Source organism: Methylorubrum rhodinum, assembly GCF_014199935.1.
In the GTDB taxonomy this organism is placed as follows: domain Bacteria; phylum Pseudomonadota; class Alphaproteobacteria; order Rhizobiales; family Beijerinckiaceae; genus Methylobacterium; species Methylobacterium rhodinum.
In genome coordinates this window covers 476,820-491,129 of the sequence record NZ_JACHOP010000001.1, presented here as the reverse complement: position 1 = coordinate 491,129, position 14,310 = coordinate 476,820, and the positions used below count along the sequence as shown (strand labels likewise).

Below are 14,310 nucleotides of genomic sequence, written 5' to 3'. Positions count from 1 at the left end.
GAAGACCCGCCCCGTCCCCGGTGCGGGCAGACACCCGGCCGTTCGACCCGTTTCCCGGGTGCGGCCCTTGCCCTACATTGTGAGCCGGACCGTCCGAGAGGGACGGCCGGCCTCCCCGTCGCGGAGGACGCGCGCGGGGGACGAGGCATGGCGGGCGCCGCCCATCTGATCGTGGACGTGGCCGGTACGGCCTGCGCCCTGCCGCAATCCGACATCCGCGAGATCCTGCCGCTGCCCCGCCTGCACGCGCCGCCGGCCGCGGGCGGGCTGCTTGCCGGATTGCTCAATCTCGGGGGCGAGCCGGTGCCGGTGGTCGATCTCGCGATCCTCCTCGGCCTGCGCGCCGAGGCGGGAGCGGACGACCCCTACCGCCACGTGGTGCTGGCCCGCGGCGCCCCGCTCGCCCTGCTGGTCGACCGGGCGCTGGATGTCGTCACGGTCGCCGGAGACAGCCTCAAGCCGGTCGAACCGGCGCGCAGCCTGAACGGCTGCGTCGTCGCCGAGTTCGCCTGGGGCAAGGGCCTCGCCCACCTGCTGTCGTTGCGGCGCATCCTGACACGGGAGGAGCGGACGCGGCTCGACGCCTTCGCCGTGCAGGCCAGCGACCGGCTCGCCCGGTTCGGCGACCTCGACGAGGCCACCCGATCCACGTGACGCGTCCGTCCGACCGCGTGCGGCGCGCTGCGGGCGCGGTCGCCGATCCCGGATTTCCCGCCCTCAAGGAGCGTGTGATCGCCCGCACGGGCCACAGCTACTACGTCGACAAGGACGATCTCCTCCACGACCGCGTCCGCCGTCGGCTGAAGGCCTGCGGCCTCCCCGATTGCACCGCCTACCTCGCCCGCCTCGACGGGCCCGGCGGGCGCGACGAATGGGCGGCGCTGGAAGCCGAGATCACCATCGGCGAGACTTTCTTCTTCCGCTACGCCGAGCAATTCGCGGCGCTGCGCGGGCGCATCCTGCCCGACCTGATCGCGGCACGCGGCGATGTCCGCGCCCTGCGCGTCTGGAGCGCCGGCTGCTCGACCGGGGCCGAGCCCTACTCGCTGGCGATCCTCCTGCACGAGCTTCTCGGCGAGGCCCTACCCGAATGGTCGGTGACGATCCTCGGCACCGATCTGAGCGTCGAGGCGCTGGCCACGGCCCGCGAAGCGGAGTTCGGCCCCTGGGCCCTGCGGACCCTGGGCGAGCCCGAGCGCCTGCGCTGGTTCCGCCGCGTGCCGGCCAGGCCGGGCCGCCCGCACGGCGCCTACGCGCTGCGCCCGGTCTATCGCCGGATGGTCCGGTTCGAGCGGCAGAACCTGCTCTCGCTGATCGACGGACCGCAGCCCTCCATGGGGACGACCTTGGGGGCGACTTTGGGGTCGAACTTCGACCTGATCCTGTGCCGCAACGTGTTGATCTACTTCAACGCCGAGCACGTGAACCGGATCGTGCGGGCGCTGGGCGAGCGGCTGCAGCCCGGCGGCTGGCTCCTGATCGGCCATGCCGAGCCGAATCCCGCCTTCGCGCAATGGCTGGAGCCGGTGACGCTCCCCGGCACCGTCGCCTACCGCCCGGCGGGCACGGAGGTCGTCGCCCAGGCGCAGGTGCCGCTCCCGCCATGGGTGCCGGAGGTGCCGCCCGCTTTCGTCCCGCCGCCACGCGCCGGACCGCCCCCGATTCCGCCGCCACCGCCGACAGCCCCGGCGGTGGCGACGGCCGAGCCGGACGATCTTCTCCGGGAGGTTCGAAACCTCGCCGATGCGGGCGAGACCGCCCAGGCTTGGCGGCTTCTCCAGGAGGGGATCGGCGGGCGGGGCACCGAGCCGGCGCTTCGCTATTACGAGGGCCTGCTCGCGCTCGATCTCGGCCGCGAGGCGGAGGCCGAGCGGGCGCTTCGGGGCGCGCTGTTCCTCGACCGCGGCTTCGTCATGGCCCATTACCAGCTCGGCCTGCTGCTCGCCCGGGGTAGGCGGCGAGGGCAGGCCGCGCGCGCCCTCGACAACGCGCTGCGCCTCGCGCAAGGACTGCCGCCCGAGACGATTCTGCCGGAGGGGGACGGAGTGAGCGCCCAACGCTTGGCCGAGAACGCGCGGGCGCTCCTCTCCGGCATGGGCGGCCCGTCCGCACGAGACCCCGCATGAAGGCCGCCCTCGACGCCCGCACCGACGCCCTGCTCGAGTCCCGTGCGGCGGCGCTCGCCGCCCGCTCCGCGGATCGGGCGCGCGCGGTCGAGACGACGGGCTACCTCGTCTGCGCCTGCGGCCCCGAGCGCTACGGGCTGCCGCTGGCCTCGATCGCGGGCGTGATGCCGGAGCGCCCCTGCACGGCGCTGCCCGGTGCGCCACCGGCGCTACGCGGCATCTGCGCCATGGCCGGGACCATCGTCAGCGTCCTCGATCTTTCCGCCTGCCTCGGCCTCGCGATGGGCTCGGGCGAAGGCCATCTCGTGCGGCTGCGCGGACAGGAGGTCGCCGTGGCGCTCGGCGTCGACCGGGTGCTCGGCATCGCCCGCATCGAGGCCGTCCCGGCCGATCCCGCCGAGGTCCTGGGAGGCGAGCCGCTTCTGGGCTATGTCCCTCCGGCCTCGGACCGGACGGGCGACGTCCGCGACGGCTTCACGATCCTCGACCTGCCGGCTTTGCTGGCCCGCTTCCTCACCTGACGGCCCGGCCCCCGAGCCGGAACCCCGCACCGGAGCCATCGAACGCCCGTGTCGCTCTCGATCGGAAAACGCATCCTCCTCGGCTTCGTGGCGGCGAGCCTGATCGTGGCCCTGCTCGGCGCCTACGCGCTGCGCCAGATCGCGACCGTGCGCGACATGACCGACACCATCGTCAGCCGCGACATCGGGGTGCTGCGCCAGCTCGACGACCTCGGCAACGTCTCGCGCAACATGGGGCTGGTGCGCCGCAACGCGGTGATCGCCGTGCTGACCTCGTCGCAGGCGACGCCGCAGCGCCAGCAAGCGGACGACTACCTTGGCGGCTGGCGCCAGAACGCCACGGAGCTGGAGCGCCTGATCGCCATCATCGCGGCGGAGGTGAAGGAGTACCGCGCCGCGTCGATCTCGCCGGAGCGCGCCTCCGCCTGGATTCGCTTCGGAAGCGTGATCGACGAGGTGAGCGACAGCTTCCGCCAGGTGCGGACAGCCAGCGAGGCGCAGTTGCAGGCGGTCAACGCCCGCGACATCGCCACGGTCGAGGGCCGCAACGACGACATCAACCGCCTGCATGACGGCCTGCTGCGCAGCATCGCCAATGCCCGCACCGCCCTCGACGGCGTGATCGGGGTCGGCCAGAAGAGCGTGCGCGACGTCTACGAGGCGAGCCGCCTGTCGATCGCCATCACCGTGGTCGCTTCGGTGATCCTGTCGATCCTCGTGACGATCCTGATCAGCCGCGCCGTGGTGCGCCCGCTAGAGAACGTCATGCGCTTCGTCGAGCGCATCGGCGCGGGCGACCTCACCGGCCGACTGGAGCGGACCGGGCAGGACGAGATCGGCCGCCTCGGCTCGACGCTGAACGGCATGGCCGCGGGGCTGGCCGACCTCGCCCGCACCAACCGCGCGGCGACGACCGACCTCAACGCCGCCGCGGCCGAGATCCGCGCCTCGGCCCAGGAGCAGGCCGCGAGCGTCGAGGAGCAGTTCGCCGCCGTGCAGGAGACCGCCGCCACGGTGGACGAGATCACCCATTCGGGCGCCCAGATCTCGAAGCGCGCGAGCGAGGTCATCGCCACCGCCCAGGCCGCGGCGCAGACCGCCCGCTCGGGCCTGCGCGCCGCCACCGACACGGCAAAAGCCATGGAGTCGATCCGCGAGCAGGGCGAGGCGGTCGCCGGCAACATCGTCGCCCTGTCGGAGAAGACGCAGGCGATCGGCGAGATCATCGTCACGGTCAACGACATCTCGGAGCGCACCCATCTGCTCGCGCTCAACGCCGCCATCGAGGCGGCCGCCGCGGGCGAGGAGGGCCGCAGCTTCGCGGTGGTCGCCTCCGAGATGAAGCTGCTCGCCGATCAGGCCAAGCAGGCGACCGTGCAGGTGCGCGGCATCCTCGGCGAGATCCAGCGCGGCATCAACGCGTCCGTCATGCTGACCGAGGAGGCGGTCAAGCGCGCCGCCGCGGGCAAGACCCGCACCGACTCGACCGTGCGGACCATCGAGGAGATGGCCGCCCGCGTGGAGGAGGGCGTGCAGACCTTCCAGCAGATCGTGGCCTCGACCAACCAGCAGCAGCTCGGCATCGAGCAGGTGATGGGCGCGCTCCAGAACATCCGGCAGGCGAGCCAGCAGACCGCCGCCGGCACCCGCGAGGTCGAGACGGCCTCGGCCAATCTCACCGAGTTGGCGCAGGGGCTGATGGCGTTGGCCGAGCGCTACCGGCTCTGAAGCGGCTCGGATGGACATCCGCCAGCAGCTTCTCGCCGCCTTCGAGGTCGAGCACCGGGAGCATCTCGACGCGATCCGCGCGGCGCTCGCCACCGAGGGCGCGGTGGATTGGCACGACGTCTTTCGCCGCGCCCACAGCCTGAAGGGCGCGGCGCGCGCCGTCGATCTGCCGCCGGTCGAGGCGGTGTCGCATCAGCTGGAGGCTCTGTTCGAGCGCATCAATTCCGGACAGCACCCCCTCGACCGGGAGGCGCGGGCCGCGACCCATCTCGCGCTCGACCGCATCGAGGCCTACGTCGCCGCGGGCGGCGCGGCCCCGATGCCGGACGACGCGATGGCCGCCCTCGCCGCCTGCCTCGACCCCTCCGCGCCCAAACCGGCATCGACGCGCGCACCGGAGCCCGAACCGGCCCAGGCGCCGTCACCCGCCCCCGCGGCGGAACCCGCGGGCGAACCCTCGCTCGCCGTCCTGCGCGTGCCCGCCACCGCCGTCGAGGCGCTGACGCGGGCGAGCCACGGGCTCTGGGCCGCCCTGCCGGGCCAGAATGCGACCGCCGAGCGCGCGACGCGGATCGGGACTCGGGCGCGCGACCTGCGCCGCCGCGCCGAGGCCGCCCAGCGCCCCGGCCAGACCGGGACCGTTGCCGACGCCGCGGCGCTGCGCCGGGCGCTCGCCGACATCGAGGCCGGGCTCGGGGCGCTGGCGCGCGAGGCCTCCGACCTCGCGCTCGGCCAGAAGGCCGCCAACCTCGCCGTCGAGACCGCCGCCGCCCGCGTGCGCGAGGAGGCCGAACGTCTCGCCTTGGTCCCGGCCGAGACCGTGTTCGGCGGGCTCGCCCGGATGGTGCGCGACCTCGCCCGCGCCGAGGGGCGCGACGTCGAGGTGTCGGCCCGCGGCCTCGACCTGCCGGTGGAGCGCATGATGCTCCAGTCGCTCAAGGACCCGGTGCTGCACGCTTTGCGCAACGCGCTGAGCCACGGCGCGGAGCCGCCGGAGGCCCGGCGCCGCGCCGGCAAGCCGGCGGCGCTCGCGATCCTGCTCAGCATCGAGGCGCAGGGCGGGCGCCTCGTGCTCGGCATCCACGACGACGGGCGCGGGCCCGACCTCTCGGCCATCGAGTCCACCGCCCGCCAGCGCGGGCTACTCGCCCCGGACGCGCGGCTCGATCCGGAGGGGCTGCTGGCGCTGCCGTTCGAGCCCGGCTTCTCGACCGCCGGCACGGTCGATGCCCTGTCGGGGCGCGGCATGGGCCTCTCCGTCGTCGCCGAGGTCGCCCGCGCGCTTCATGGACAGGTGCGGCTGAGCGCGCGCCACCCGCACGGCACCTCGCTCGTCCTGACCCTGCCGCTCTCCGCCGCCCGGCGCCCCTTGGTGATCGTCGAGGCGGGCGGGACCCGCTACGCCCTCCCGAGCGGCGCCGTCGAGGCGCTGATCCGGCTCGATCCCCAAGGCCTGGATACCGTGGCGGGCCGTCCCGTCGTCCCGGTCGAGGGCGAGGGAGAACGCGCCGGCACCACCCTGCCGGTCGCATCGCTCGCTGCCCTGCTCGGCCTGCCCGAGGCCGGGCGGGAGGCCGGGCGGGAGGCCGGGACGGTACAGGCCCTGCGGCTGCGCGGGGCGCAGGGGCGCTGCGTCGTCACCGTCGAGGCCCTGCACGACGTGCGCCGCCTCCTCGTCCTGCCGGCCCCGCCGATCGGGGTCGATCCGGCGCTCGTCACCGGCACCGTGGTGCTCGGCACCGACACGCCGGCCCTGGTGCTCGATCCCGACGGCCTCATCGCCCGTCTCGGACGCGCCGGGCCGAGACCTTCCCCGGACCGTACGAAAGGATACAGTTCGGGCGACGGAACGATGGCGGAGAAACGACGTTCGACCATTCTTGTCGTCGACGATTCCATCACGACCCGCACTCTGGAGAAGAGCATCTTGGAAGCGGCGGGCTACCGCGTGATCGTCTGCGTCGACGGGCAGGAGGCGCTCGACCGCCTGCGCGCGCGCATCGAGCCGGTCGACCTCGTGGTCGCCGACGTGGAGATGCCGCGTCTCGACGGCTTCGGTTTGGTCGAGGCCCTGCGCCGCGAGGAGAGCTTCGCTCGCCTGCCCGTCGTCCTGATGACCTCGCGCGGCGACGAGGCGGATGTCGCCCGCGGCCTCGAACTCGGGGCCGACGCCTACCTGACGAAGCAGAAATTCGATCAGCGCGAACTCCTGGATACCATCGGTCAGCTGCTGTGAGCGGGGGAAGCGATTCTCTGGCGCCCAAGGGGCGCGTGCGCGTGCTGGTGGTCGAGGATTCGCTCGTCGTCCGGACCCTGCTGACCCACATCATCACCCGCGATCCGCGGCTCGAACTCGCGGGCGCCGTCGAGTCCGGCGAGGCGGCGCTCGCTGCCCTCGACACCGTGCGGCCCGACGTGATCTCCATGGACATCCGCTTGCCCGGCATCGACGGGCTGGAGACGACGCGGCGCATCATGGCCGACCGGCCGACGCCGATCGTGGTGATCGCCGATTCGGTCGAGGATTCCTCGCTCAAGATCTCGATGAACGCGCTCCGGGCCGGGGCGCTGTCGGTGGTCGAGAAGCCGGTGGCGACGACGAACGACGGCTACGACGCGGTCGCCGGCCAGATCTGCACGCAGCTGCGCATCATGGCCGCGGTCCCGGTGATCCGCCGCCGCCCGATCGGCGCCGAATGGGCCGCGCGCAGGGCCGCCCCCCCGGCCGAGGCGCCGGCCGTGTTCGAGCCGGTCTCGGCCGCGCCCAGCGTTCTCGCCATCGCGGCCTCCACAGGCGGCCCGCCCGCCTTGGCAAAAGTGATCGGCGGGCTTTCCGCGGACTTCCCCCTGCCGATCCTGCTGGTGCAGCACATGGGCGCGGCCTTCATGGAGGGGTTCGCGAGCTGGCTCGACGGCGTGGTGGCCCTGCCCGTCGGCCTCGCCCGCGACGGCGAGATCATGAGCCCCGGCCGCGTCTACGTGGCGCCGGGCGACCGGCATCTCGAACTCGGCTCCGGCGGCGTGCTGCGCGTGGGCGACGCCGCCCCGGTCGGCGGCCAGCGCCCGGCCGCGACCTTGCTGTTCGCCTCGGTCGCCCGTCAGGTCGGGCCGCAGGGGATCGGCGTGCTCCTGACCGGCATGGGCGAGGACGGTGCGACCGGCCTCCTCGACATGCGCCGGGCCGGCGCCGCCACGGTGGCCGAGCACGAAAGCTCGGCGGTGGTCTACGGCATGCCGGCCGCGGCGGTCCGGCTCTCGGCGGCCTCGCGGGTGCTGCCGCTGGAGCAGGTCGCGCCCCACCTGCTGCGCCTCGCGCAGGGGAGGCCGGCATGAGCCCGTCCGCGACGGAGTCCGCGCGGGAGCACCGCCTGCTGCTGGTGGAGGATTCCGAGACCCAGGCGCTGGAACTGCGGCTGCAACTCGAAGCCCAGGGGTTCTCAGTCCAGCGCTGCGCGACGGCGGAAGCGGCGCTCGACCTCCTCAACACCGACCTGCCCGACCTCGTCGTCGCCGACCATCACCTGCCCGGCATGAACGGCGACGAGTTCACCCGGCAGATGCGCCTGTCCCTGCGCACCCGCGCGCTGCCCGTGGTGATGCTGACGAGCGCCCGCGACGGCGAGCGCCACGGCTTCGAGAGCGGCGCCGACGCCTATGTCGAGAAATCCGCCGACCGCGATCTGCTGGTGCTGCGCATCCGCGCCCTGCTGCGCGAGCGCAAGAGCGGCGCGGCGGAAGGGCCCTCCGGGGCCGCCTTCCGCCGGGGCCGGGTGCTGATCGTCGATGGCAGCGCCACCTACCGCGCCTTCTTCACCGGCCTGCTCTCGCAGGAAGGCCACACCGTCGTGGCCGCCGCCGACCAGGCCGCGGCGCTCGCGGCGCTCGACGAGCCGGGGGCGAGCTTCGATTGCGTCACCCTCGACCTTGTCGGCAGCCCCTATGACGGCATCGCGCTCTGCACCGAGATCGGGGCGCGGCGCCTCAAGCAGGGGGAGGCCGGCGGGGCGGGCTTCCCGCTGATCGGCATGGCCGGCGCCAAGCCCGACAAGAGCCTGCTGGTGGCGGCCTTCGCCGCGGGGGCCGACGACGTCGTCTCGAAAGCCGACGGCGAGGTGCTCGCCATGCGGGTGCGCGGCCTCGTGCGCCGCCGCCTGCTTGAGGAGGACAACCGCCGCATCTCCGGCGAGTTCGGCGACCGGGAGCGGGAAGTCGAGCGTGCCCGCGCCGAAGCCGAGGCGGCGGCCGCCCGCGCCGCGCTCGCCGACGCGCTCCAGCAGGCCAACCGCGACCTGGAGGACGCCAACCGCAAGCTGACCGAGGCGCAGGCCAAGCTGGTTCAGGCCGCCAAGATGGCCTCCCTCGGCGAACTAGTCGCGGGCATCGCCCACGAGATCAACAATCCGCTCGCCTTCATCCTGGCGCATCAGGGCACCGTCGAGCGAATCCTGAGCGAGCTGCCGCCCCCGGACGCTCCCGAGAGCTCCCGCGCGTTGATCAAGGCGCGCGACCGGGTCGGCTCGATGCGGATGGGCCTCACCCGCATCCAGGAACTGGTGCTGAATCTCCGAAAGTTCTCGCGGCTCGACGAGGGCGAGCGCGGCCTCGTCAACGTGCCGGAGGCGATCGAGACGGTGCTGGCGCTGATCCAGCACAAGCTCGGAACCCGCATCGCCGTCCGGCGCGATTTTTTGGGCCGGGCCGAGATTCACTGCACACCGGCGCTCCTCAATCAGGTGGTGATGAACATCCTCGGCAACGCCGCCGACGCCATCCCCGGAGACGGCACGATCACGATCGCGACCGCCTCGGACGAGGACACCGACACGATCCGCATCAGCGATACGGGGCCTGGGATTCCCGAAGAGTTGCGCGAGAAGATCTTCGAGCCGTTCTTCACGACGAAGCCGGTCGGCTCGGGCACCGGGCTTGGCTTGGCTTGGCGATTGCCTACAGCGTCGTTCAGGCGCATAGCGGCTCGCTGACCGTGGAGACGGCCCCGGGTGGGGGCGCAAGCTTCGTCATCGGCATCCCGAGGCAGTCGGCAGCGGCATGAGCAGAGGCACGATCCTGGCCGTCGACGACGAGCCGGACATCCTGATCGCCCTCGAAGACCTGTTCGAGGACGAGTACCGGGTGCTGACCTCGGCCAAGCCCGAGGAGGCGCTTCAGCTTCTGCGCGACGAGCCCGACATCGCCGTCGTCGTCTCCGACCAGCGCATGCCCGGCATGACCGGCGACGCGCTGCTTGCCGAGGCCCGCCGCTTCCACGAGGCGCAGGCGATCCTGCTCACGGGCTACGCCGACATCTCCGCGGTCATCGCCGCGCTCAACCGCGGCGGCATCATCGGCTACGTCGCCAAGCCCTGGGACCCGACGCTCTTACGCGCCACCGTGCGCAACGCCTATGAGCGCCACCGCCTCGGCCGCGATCTCGCCACCGAACGCGCCCTGCTGCGCGGTCTCCTCGACCACGCCGAGGAAGCGATCTCGTTCAAGGACGCGCAGGGGCGCTTCGTGCGCCTCAACGCCCGCAAGGCGGCGCTGATGGGCGCCGAGGTCGAGGCGAGCCTTGGCCGCACCGAGACGCAGATCACCGACGCGGCGCAGGCACACGAGGCAGAGGCCGCCGACGCGCGTGCCGTGGCGACCGGCGAGGCGGGCTCGACGGTGATCGCCCGCGGGGCGCTCGGGGCCGAGCGCTGGTCGCACATCATCCGCGTGCCGATTCGGGGGCTCAGCGGGGAGGTGACCCACCTCGCCACGATCGAGCGCGACGTGACCGAGCAGAAGAGCCTGGAGGCGCGGCTTCGCCAATCCGACAAGATGCAGGCGCTGGGCACGCTCGCCGGCGGCATCGCCCACGACTTCAACAACCTGCTCACGGCCATCCTCGGCAGCCTGGAGCTGGTCGGCCCGAAGATCGCCGACCAGCCGCGGGTCAAGCGCCTCGTCGACAACGCCACCGGTGCGGCGCAACGCGGCTCGGCACTGACCAAGCGGCTCTTGAGCTTCAGCCGCTCCAACGATCTGAAGGCGCGGCCCGTCGATACGAATGCGCTGATCGAGGGCATGAGCGCCCTGTTCGGCTCCAGCCTCGGCAGCCTCGTCACCGTCGCCCGCGACCTCGACCCCGGCATTCCCCGCGCGCTGGTCGATCCCGACCAGCTCGAACTCGCCGTGCTCAACCTCTGCATCAACGCCCGCGACGCCATGCCGGACGGCGGCACGGTGACGATCTCGACCCGCCGCGCCGACATCATGGACGATCCCGACCTCAAGCCCGGCACCTACGCCGTCGTCACGGTGGCCGACGAGGGAACGGGCATTCCCCCCGAGTTGCTGGAACGGGTCTGCGAGCCGTTCTTCACGACGAAGGCGGTGGGGCAGGGGACGGGACTGGGCCTCGCCATGGTGTTCGGCCTCGCGCAGCAGGCGGGAGGCCGCTTGCGCATCACCAGCGAGGTCGGCGTCGGCACCCGGATCGAACTCGCCCTGCCTCAGGCCGAGGACATCCCCGAATCGGATGCCGCCGAGACCGTGCCGGAGGTGGCCACCGCCGCCGCGCCGGCCCGCATCCTCGTCGTCGACGACGATCCGGAGGTGCGCCACGTGACGGCCTCCTTCCTCAGCGATTTCGGCTACACCGAGACCGAGGCCAAGGACGGGCGCACGGCGCTCGCCATGATGGAGGAGGGGGGCGATTTCGACCTCGTGGTCGCCGACCTCGCGATGCCGGGAATGACCGGCGTCGAACTCGCCGCCGCGATCCGCAGCCGGTTCGAAGGCGTGCCCGTGCTGCTGCTCACCGGCCATGCCGAAGCCGTGCCGATCCCCGACGATTTGCCGGTAATGCAGAAGCCGTTCGCCTCGGCGGAACTCGCCGCGCGGGTGTCGCAGTTGCTGGCCGGCGGGGTCTGAACCGCCTCGAGTCGTCACACGCCGCGAACCGCGCATTCCCTCGCCCCGCACGCGGGGAGAGGGGGGAGCTGGCCGAACCGGAAGAGACCAGCCGAATACGGTACAAGGTTCGATCCGCGTCCCGACCGCCACATCCGCGCGATCTTGGCTTCAGACGATTGCGCTTCGCCGCGTCCGGACCGAAGATCGCCCCGTGCCGGCGGGACCGGTTCGCGAGACGATTCTTCTCAAGGAGCCGATCATGACCAGCGTGAACGTCGAGATGGTGAAGTGCGCCTGCCCGGACTGCGTCTGCGTGGTCTCGCTTGAGGGTGCCGTGAAGCGCGAGGAGAAGGCGTTCTGCTGCGACGCCTGCGCCGACGGCCATCCCGAGAAGGACGGCTGCGACCACGCCGGCTGCACCTGCCACGGCTGATCTCGGTTTTCAGGGCAACGGCAGCTCGTAGAGCCGCGCCGGCAAGCCCTTGAACGGGGTCTCGACCCGGAACAGGTGACCGGCCATCGGATCGATGGCCGGATCGCGCCCGCGCAGGCAGGTCGTCACGTAGAGCGTGGTGAGGTCGGGGCCGCCGAAGGCGCACTTCGTCACCAGCGCCGTCGGGATCGGCACCACGCGCTCGACCGTCCCGTCGGGGCGAAAGCGGGTGATGCGCGAAGCACCGTAGTGGCAGATCCAGAGATGGCCCTCGGCGTCGAGCGTCAGGCCGTCGGGCTTGCCCCAGCCGTCCTCGAAGCGGATCAGCGGCTCGGGCGGACCGATCTCGTCGCCCTTGAGCGCATGGGTCCGCACGATGCCCTCGGCGGTGTCGATGGTGTAGAGACGCCGACCGTCCGGGCTGACGACGGGCCCGTTCGTCACCGCCGCGCGACCGCCGAAGGTGACGAGGGTTTTTCCGTCGTAGCGGTGATAGCTGCCGGTCTCGGCCTCCTCCGCGTCGTCCATGCTGCCGAAATAGAGATCGCCGTCGGGGCCGACATTGCCGCTGTTGAGACGGTTTCCCGCCGGAAAATCGTCCGGGCGGACGATGGGGCGACGCGTCCCATCGGACAGATTCAGGGCCGCCACGCCCGAGCGGAAACCCGCGACCACAATCTGCGGGTCGGGTGTCGGCAGGGCGAAGCTCAGCTTCTCGTCGAGGGCGAACCGCTTCGTCTCGCCGCTCCCGGTCCAGTGCCGCCAGATCGCCGGGTTCTCGATATCGACCCACATCAGCGAGGCGTCGCGCGCGTCCCACAGAACCTCCTCCCCGAGGGTGCAGCCGCAGGCCACGGCGACGCGGACGGGTTCGGGATGGGTCGTCGGGGTCATCGGGGCTCCAGGCAAGGCTTCGTGCGGTCAACGCCCGTCCGCGGCGTTGGTCGCGCGCGATCAGCGGGTCGCCTCCGCGATGATCTCGGTGTTGATGGCGAACGCCGCCATCGCGCCCTCGGCGGCGGCGACCACCGCGAACTGCACCCGGCGCGAGGCGTCACCCGCCACGAACAGGCCCGGCACGTTGGTGCGCTCGTACTCGCGGGTCGGCACGACGCTGCGGGTCTCGTCGAGTTCGCAGCCGAGTTCGGTGATGAGCGGGGAGGGGCTGCAGGCAAACGGCATCACGAAGAGCGCAGCGCAGGGGATGTCGGTGCCGTCGCGGAAATGCAGGCGGTGCGGGCGCATCCCGTCGCCGTCGAGCCGCTCCACTGCTGCCTCGACCACGCGGATGCCGTTGCGGGAAAGCCGCGCGCGGTCCTTGTCCGAGAGGTCGCCGTCCGTACCGTCGGTGCAGAGGCTGACGTCGCGGCTCCAGCCCGACAGTTCGAGGGCGAGCCCACAGCCGCCATGGCCGCGCCCGTAGATGGCGAGCGGCCGGTCGCGCACCTCGTAGCCGTCGCAATAGGGGCAGGAATGGACGCCCGTGCCCCAATAGGTGTCGAAGCCCGCGACCGGCGGCAAATCCTGGCGCAGGCCGGTGGCCAAAATCATCCGCCTGGATCGCGCGCTGCGCCCGTCGGCGAGGCGCACGGAGAAGCCGCTCCCGTCGCGGGAGGCCCCGGTCACTTCGATGTCGCGAATCTCGACAGTGTCGTAGCGGGCGAGGTCGGCCCGTCCTTTCGCGCGCAATTCGGCGGGCGGGGCGCCGTCGCGGGTGAACAGGCCCCAGGTCGCGGGGGTGCCGGCGTTGCGGGGCTCGGCCGCGTCGCAAAGCAGCACGCGTCTCCGGGCGCGGCCCAGGATCAGGGCGGCGTTAAGCCCGGCCGGGCCGCCGCCCACGATGATGACGTCATACATGGAAGTCTCCCGGGTCGACCCGGGAGACAAGCGTTCGCGTGGAGAAGAGTTCAGGCGGCCGACTTCACCGGCACGCCCTTCTCGGACAGGAACTGCTGCAGCTCGCCCGACTGGAACATCTCGCGGGCGATGTCGCAGCCGCCGACGAACTCGCCCTTCACGTAGATCTGCGGGATGGTCGGCCAGTTCGAGAAGGCCTTGATGCCGTCGCGGATGCCCATGTCGTCGAGCACGTTCACGCCCTTGAACGGCACGCCGAGGTAGTTGAGGATCTGCACGACCTGCCCCGAGAAGCCGCACATCGGGAATTGCGGCGTGCCCTTCATGAACACGACCACGTCCTGCGACGCGATCTCGTTCTGGATCGTGGTGTTGATGTTGGTCATCGCGCGGGTCCTCGTCGGCGTTTCGTTCGAATCCGTGGGTGTGAAGTCAGGTCTGCCCGGAGGATTTCAAGGCCGTGCCGCGCCGGTGGCGGCACGCATCCCCGTCAATCCTGCGGGACGCCCGTGGTCAGCGCAAGGGCGTGGAGCACGCCGCCCATGCGACCCTGGAGTGCGCCGTAGACCATCTGGTGCTGGGCAACGCGGGTCTTGCCCTTGAAGGCGGACGAGATGACGGTCGCGGCGTAGTGGTCGCCGTCGCCGGCGAGATCCTTGATCTCCACCGTCGCGTCGGGCAGCGCCTGCCGGATCATCGACTCGATCTCGCGCGCATCCATCGGCATTGCGGTCTCTCCGGTACT

12 protein-coding genes and 1 pseudogene are annotated in these 14,310 nt (G+C 72.0%); 9 read left to right on the top strand and 4 right to left on the bottom strand.

What is annotated here, in order from left to right; genetic code table 11:
• The first annotated feature begins 147 nt into the window (after nt 1–147).
• From HNR00_RS02200 to HNR00_RS02160, 9 genes and pseudogenes are all read left to right on the top strand, one after another.
• On the top strand, nt 148–654 hold the full coding sequence (locus tag HNR00_RS02200; RefSeq protein WP_183564107.1) for a chemotaxis protein CheW: 507 nt from the start codon (nt 148–150) through the stop codon (nt 652–654).
• On the top strand, nt 651–2,126 hold the full coding sequence (locus HNR00_RS02195) for a CheR family methyltransferase (protein WP_183564105.1): 1,476 nt from the start codon (nt 651–653) through the stop codon (nt 2,124–2,126). Before HNR00_RS02200 ends, HNR00_RS02195 begins: the two co-directional genes overlap by 4 nt.
• Nucleotides 2,123–2,647: a chemotaxis protein CheW gene (locus tag HNR00_RS02190; RefSeq protein ID WP_183564102.1), complete on the top strand. Its 525-nt coding sequence runs from the start codon at nt 2,123–2,125 to the stop codon at nt 2,645–2,647. The genes HNR00_RS02195 and HNR00_RS02190 overlap by 4 nt, the downstream gene beginning before the upstream one ends.
• 48 nt (nt 2,648–2,695) lie before the next feature.
• A complete protein-coding gene (locus HNR00_RS02185) occupies nt 2,696–4,375 on the top strand; it encodes a methyl-accepting chemotaxis protein (RefSeq protein WP_183564099.1) in 1,680 nt (559 codons plus the stop codon).
• A 10-nt stretch (nt 4,376–4,385) separates the two neighbouring features.
• Nucleotides 4,386–6,611 (top strand): hybrid sensor histidine kinase/response regulator, encoded by a 2,226-nt coding sequence (locus HNR00_RS02180; protein WP_183564096.1) that lies wholly within the window; start codon nt 4,386–4,388, stop codon nt 6,609–6,611.
• A 35-nt stretch (nt 6,612–6,646) separates the two neighbouring features.
• On the top strand, nt 6,647–7,708 hold the full coding sequence (cheB, locus tag HNR00_RS02175; RefSeq protein ID WP_183564093.1) for a chemotaxis-specific protein-glutamate methyltransferase CheB: 1,062 nt from the start codon (nt 6,647–6,649) through the stop codon (nt 7,706–7,708).
• A pseudogene (locus tag HNR00_RS02170) lies at nt 7,705–9,428 on the top strand (response regulator). Before cheB ends, HNR00_RS02170 begins: the two are co-directional and overlap by 4 nt.
• On the top strand, nt 9,425–11,293 hold the full coding sequence (locus HNR00_RS02165) for a response regulator (RefSeq protein ID WP_183564090.1): 1,869 nt from the start codon (nt 9,425–9,427) through the stop codon (nt 11,291–11,293). Before HNR00_RS02170 ends, HNR00_RS02165 begins: the two are co-directional and overlap by 4 nt.
• Before the next feature lie 241 nt (nt 11,294–11,534).
• The gene (locus tag HNR00_RS02160; RefSeq protein WP_183564086.1) at nt 11,535–11,708 is read left to right on the top strand and encodes a metallothionein; all 174 of its coding nucleotides are present in this window, start codon (nt 11,535–11,537) and stop codon (nt 11,706–11,708) included.
• Nucleotides 11,709–11,717: 9 nt separating this feature from the next.
• On the opposite strand, the gene HNR00_RS02155 is transcribed toward HNR00_RS02160, so the two are convergent.
• The 4 genes from HNR00_RS02155 to HNR00_RS02140 form a co-directional block, all read right to left on the bottom strand.
• Nucleotides 11,718–12,602 (bottom strand): SMP-30/gluconolactonase/LRE family protein, encoded by an 885-nt coding sequence (locus tag HNR00_RS02155; protein ID WP_183564083.1) that lies wholly within the window; start codon nt 12,600–12,602, stop codon nt 11,718–11,720.
• A gap of 60 nt (nt 12,603–12,662) precedes the next feature.
• A complete protein-coding gene (locus HNR00_RS02150; RefSeq protein ID WP_183564080.1) occupies nt 12,663–13,565 on the bottom strand; it encodes an NAD(P)/FAD-dependent oxidoreductase in 903 nt (300 codons plus the stop codon).
• Between the two features lie 50 nt (nt 13,566–13,615).
• Entirely contained in the window at nt 13,616–13,951 is a 336-nt protein-coding gene (gene grxD, locus HNR00_RS02145; RefSeq protein ID WP_183564077.1) for a Grx4 family monothiol glutaredoxin, read from the bottom strand.
• A 104-nt stretch (nt 13,952–14,055) separates the two neighbouring features.
• Nucleotides 14,056–14,292, bottom strand: a complete 237-nt coding sequence (locus HNR00_RS02140; RefSeq protein ID WP_183564074.1) for a BolA family protein — start codon at nt 14,290–14,292, stop codon at nt 14,056–14,058.
• Nucleotides 14,293–14,310: the final 18 nt, after the last annotated feature.

Bases quoted from the DNA above. Each gene is read 5' to 3' on its own strand.
- HNR00_RS02150 (WP_183564080.1), bottom strand. From the start codon at position 13,565: ATGTATGACGTCATCATCGTGGGCGGCGGCCCGGCCGGGCTTAACGCC.
- grxD (WP_183564077.1), bottom strand. From the start codon at position 13,951: ATGACCAACATCAACACCACGATCCAGAACGAGATCGCGTCGCAGGAC.
- HNR00_RS02155 (WP_183564083.1), bottom strand. From the start codon at position 12,602: ATGACCCCGACGACCCATCCCGAACCCGTCCGCGTCGCCGTGGCCTGC.
- HNR00_RS02165 (WP_183564090.1), top strand. From the start codon at position 9,425: ATGAGCAGAGGCACGATCCTGGCCGTCGACGACGAGCCGGACATCCTG.
- HNR00_RS02160 (WP_183564086.1), top strand. From the start codon at position 11,535: ATGACCAGCGTGAACGTCGAGATGGTGAAGTGCGCCTGCCCGGACTGC.
- HNR00_RS02200 (WP_183564107.1), top strand. From the start codon at position 148: ATGGCGGGCGCCGCCCATCTGATCGTGGACGTGGCCGGTACGGCCTGC.
- HNR00_RS02190 (WP_183564102.1), top strand. From the start codon at position 2,123: ATGAAGGCCGCCCTCGACGCCCGCACCGACGCCCTGCTCGAGTCCCGT.
- HNR00_RS02180 (WP_183564096.1), top strand. From the start codon at position 4,386: ATGGACATCCGCCAGCAGCTTCTCGCCGCCTTCGAGGTCGAGCACCGG.
- HNR00_RS02140 (WP_183564074.1), bottom strand. From the start codon at position 14,292: ATGCCGATGGATGCGCGCGAGATCGAGTCGATGATCCGGCAGGCGCTG.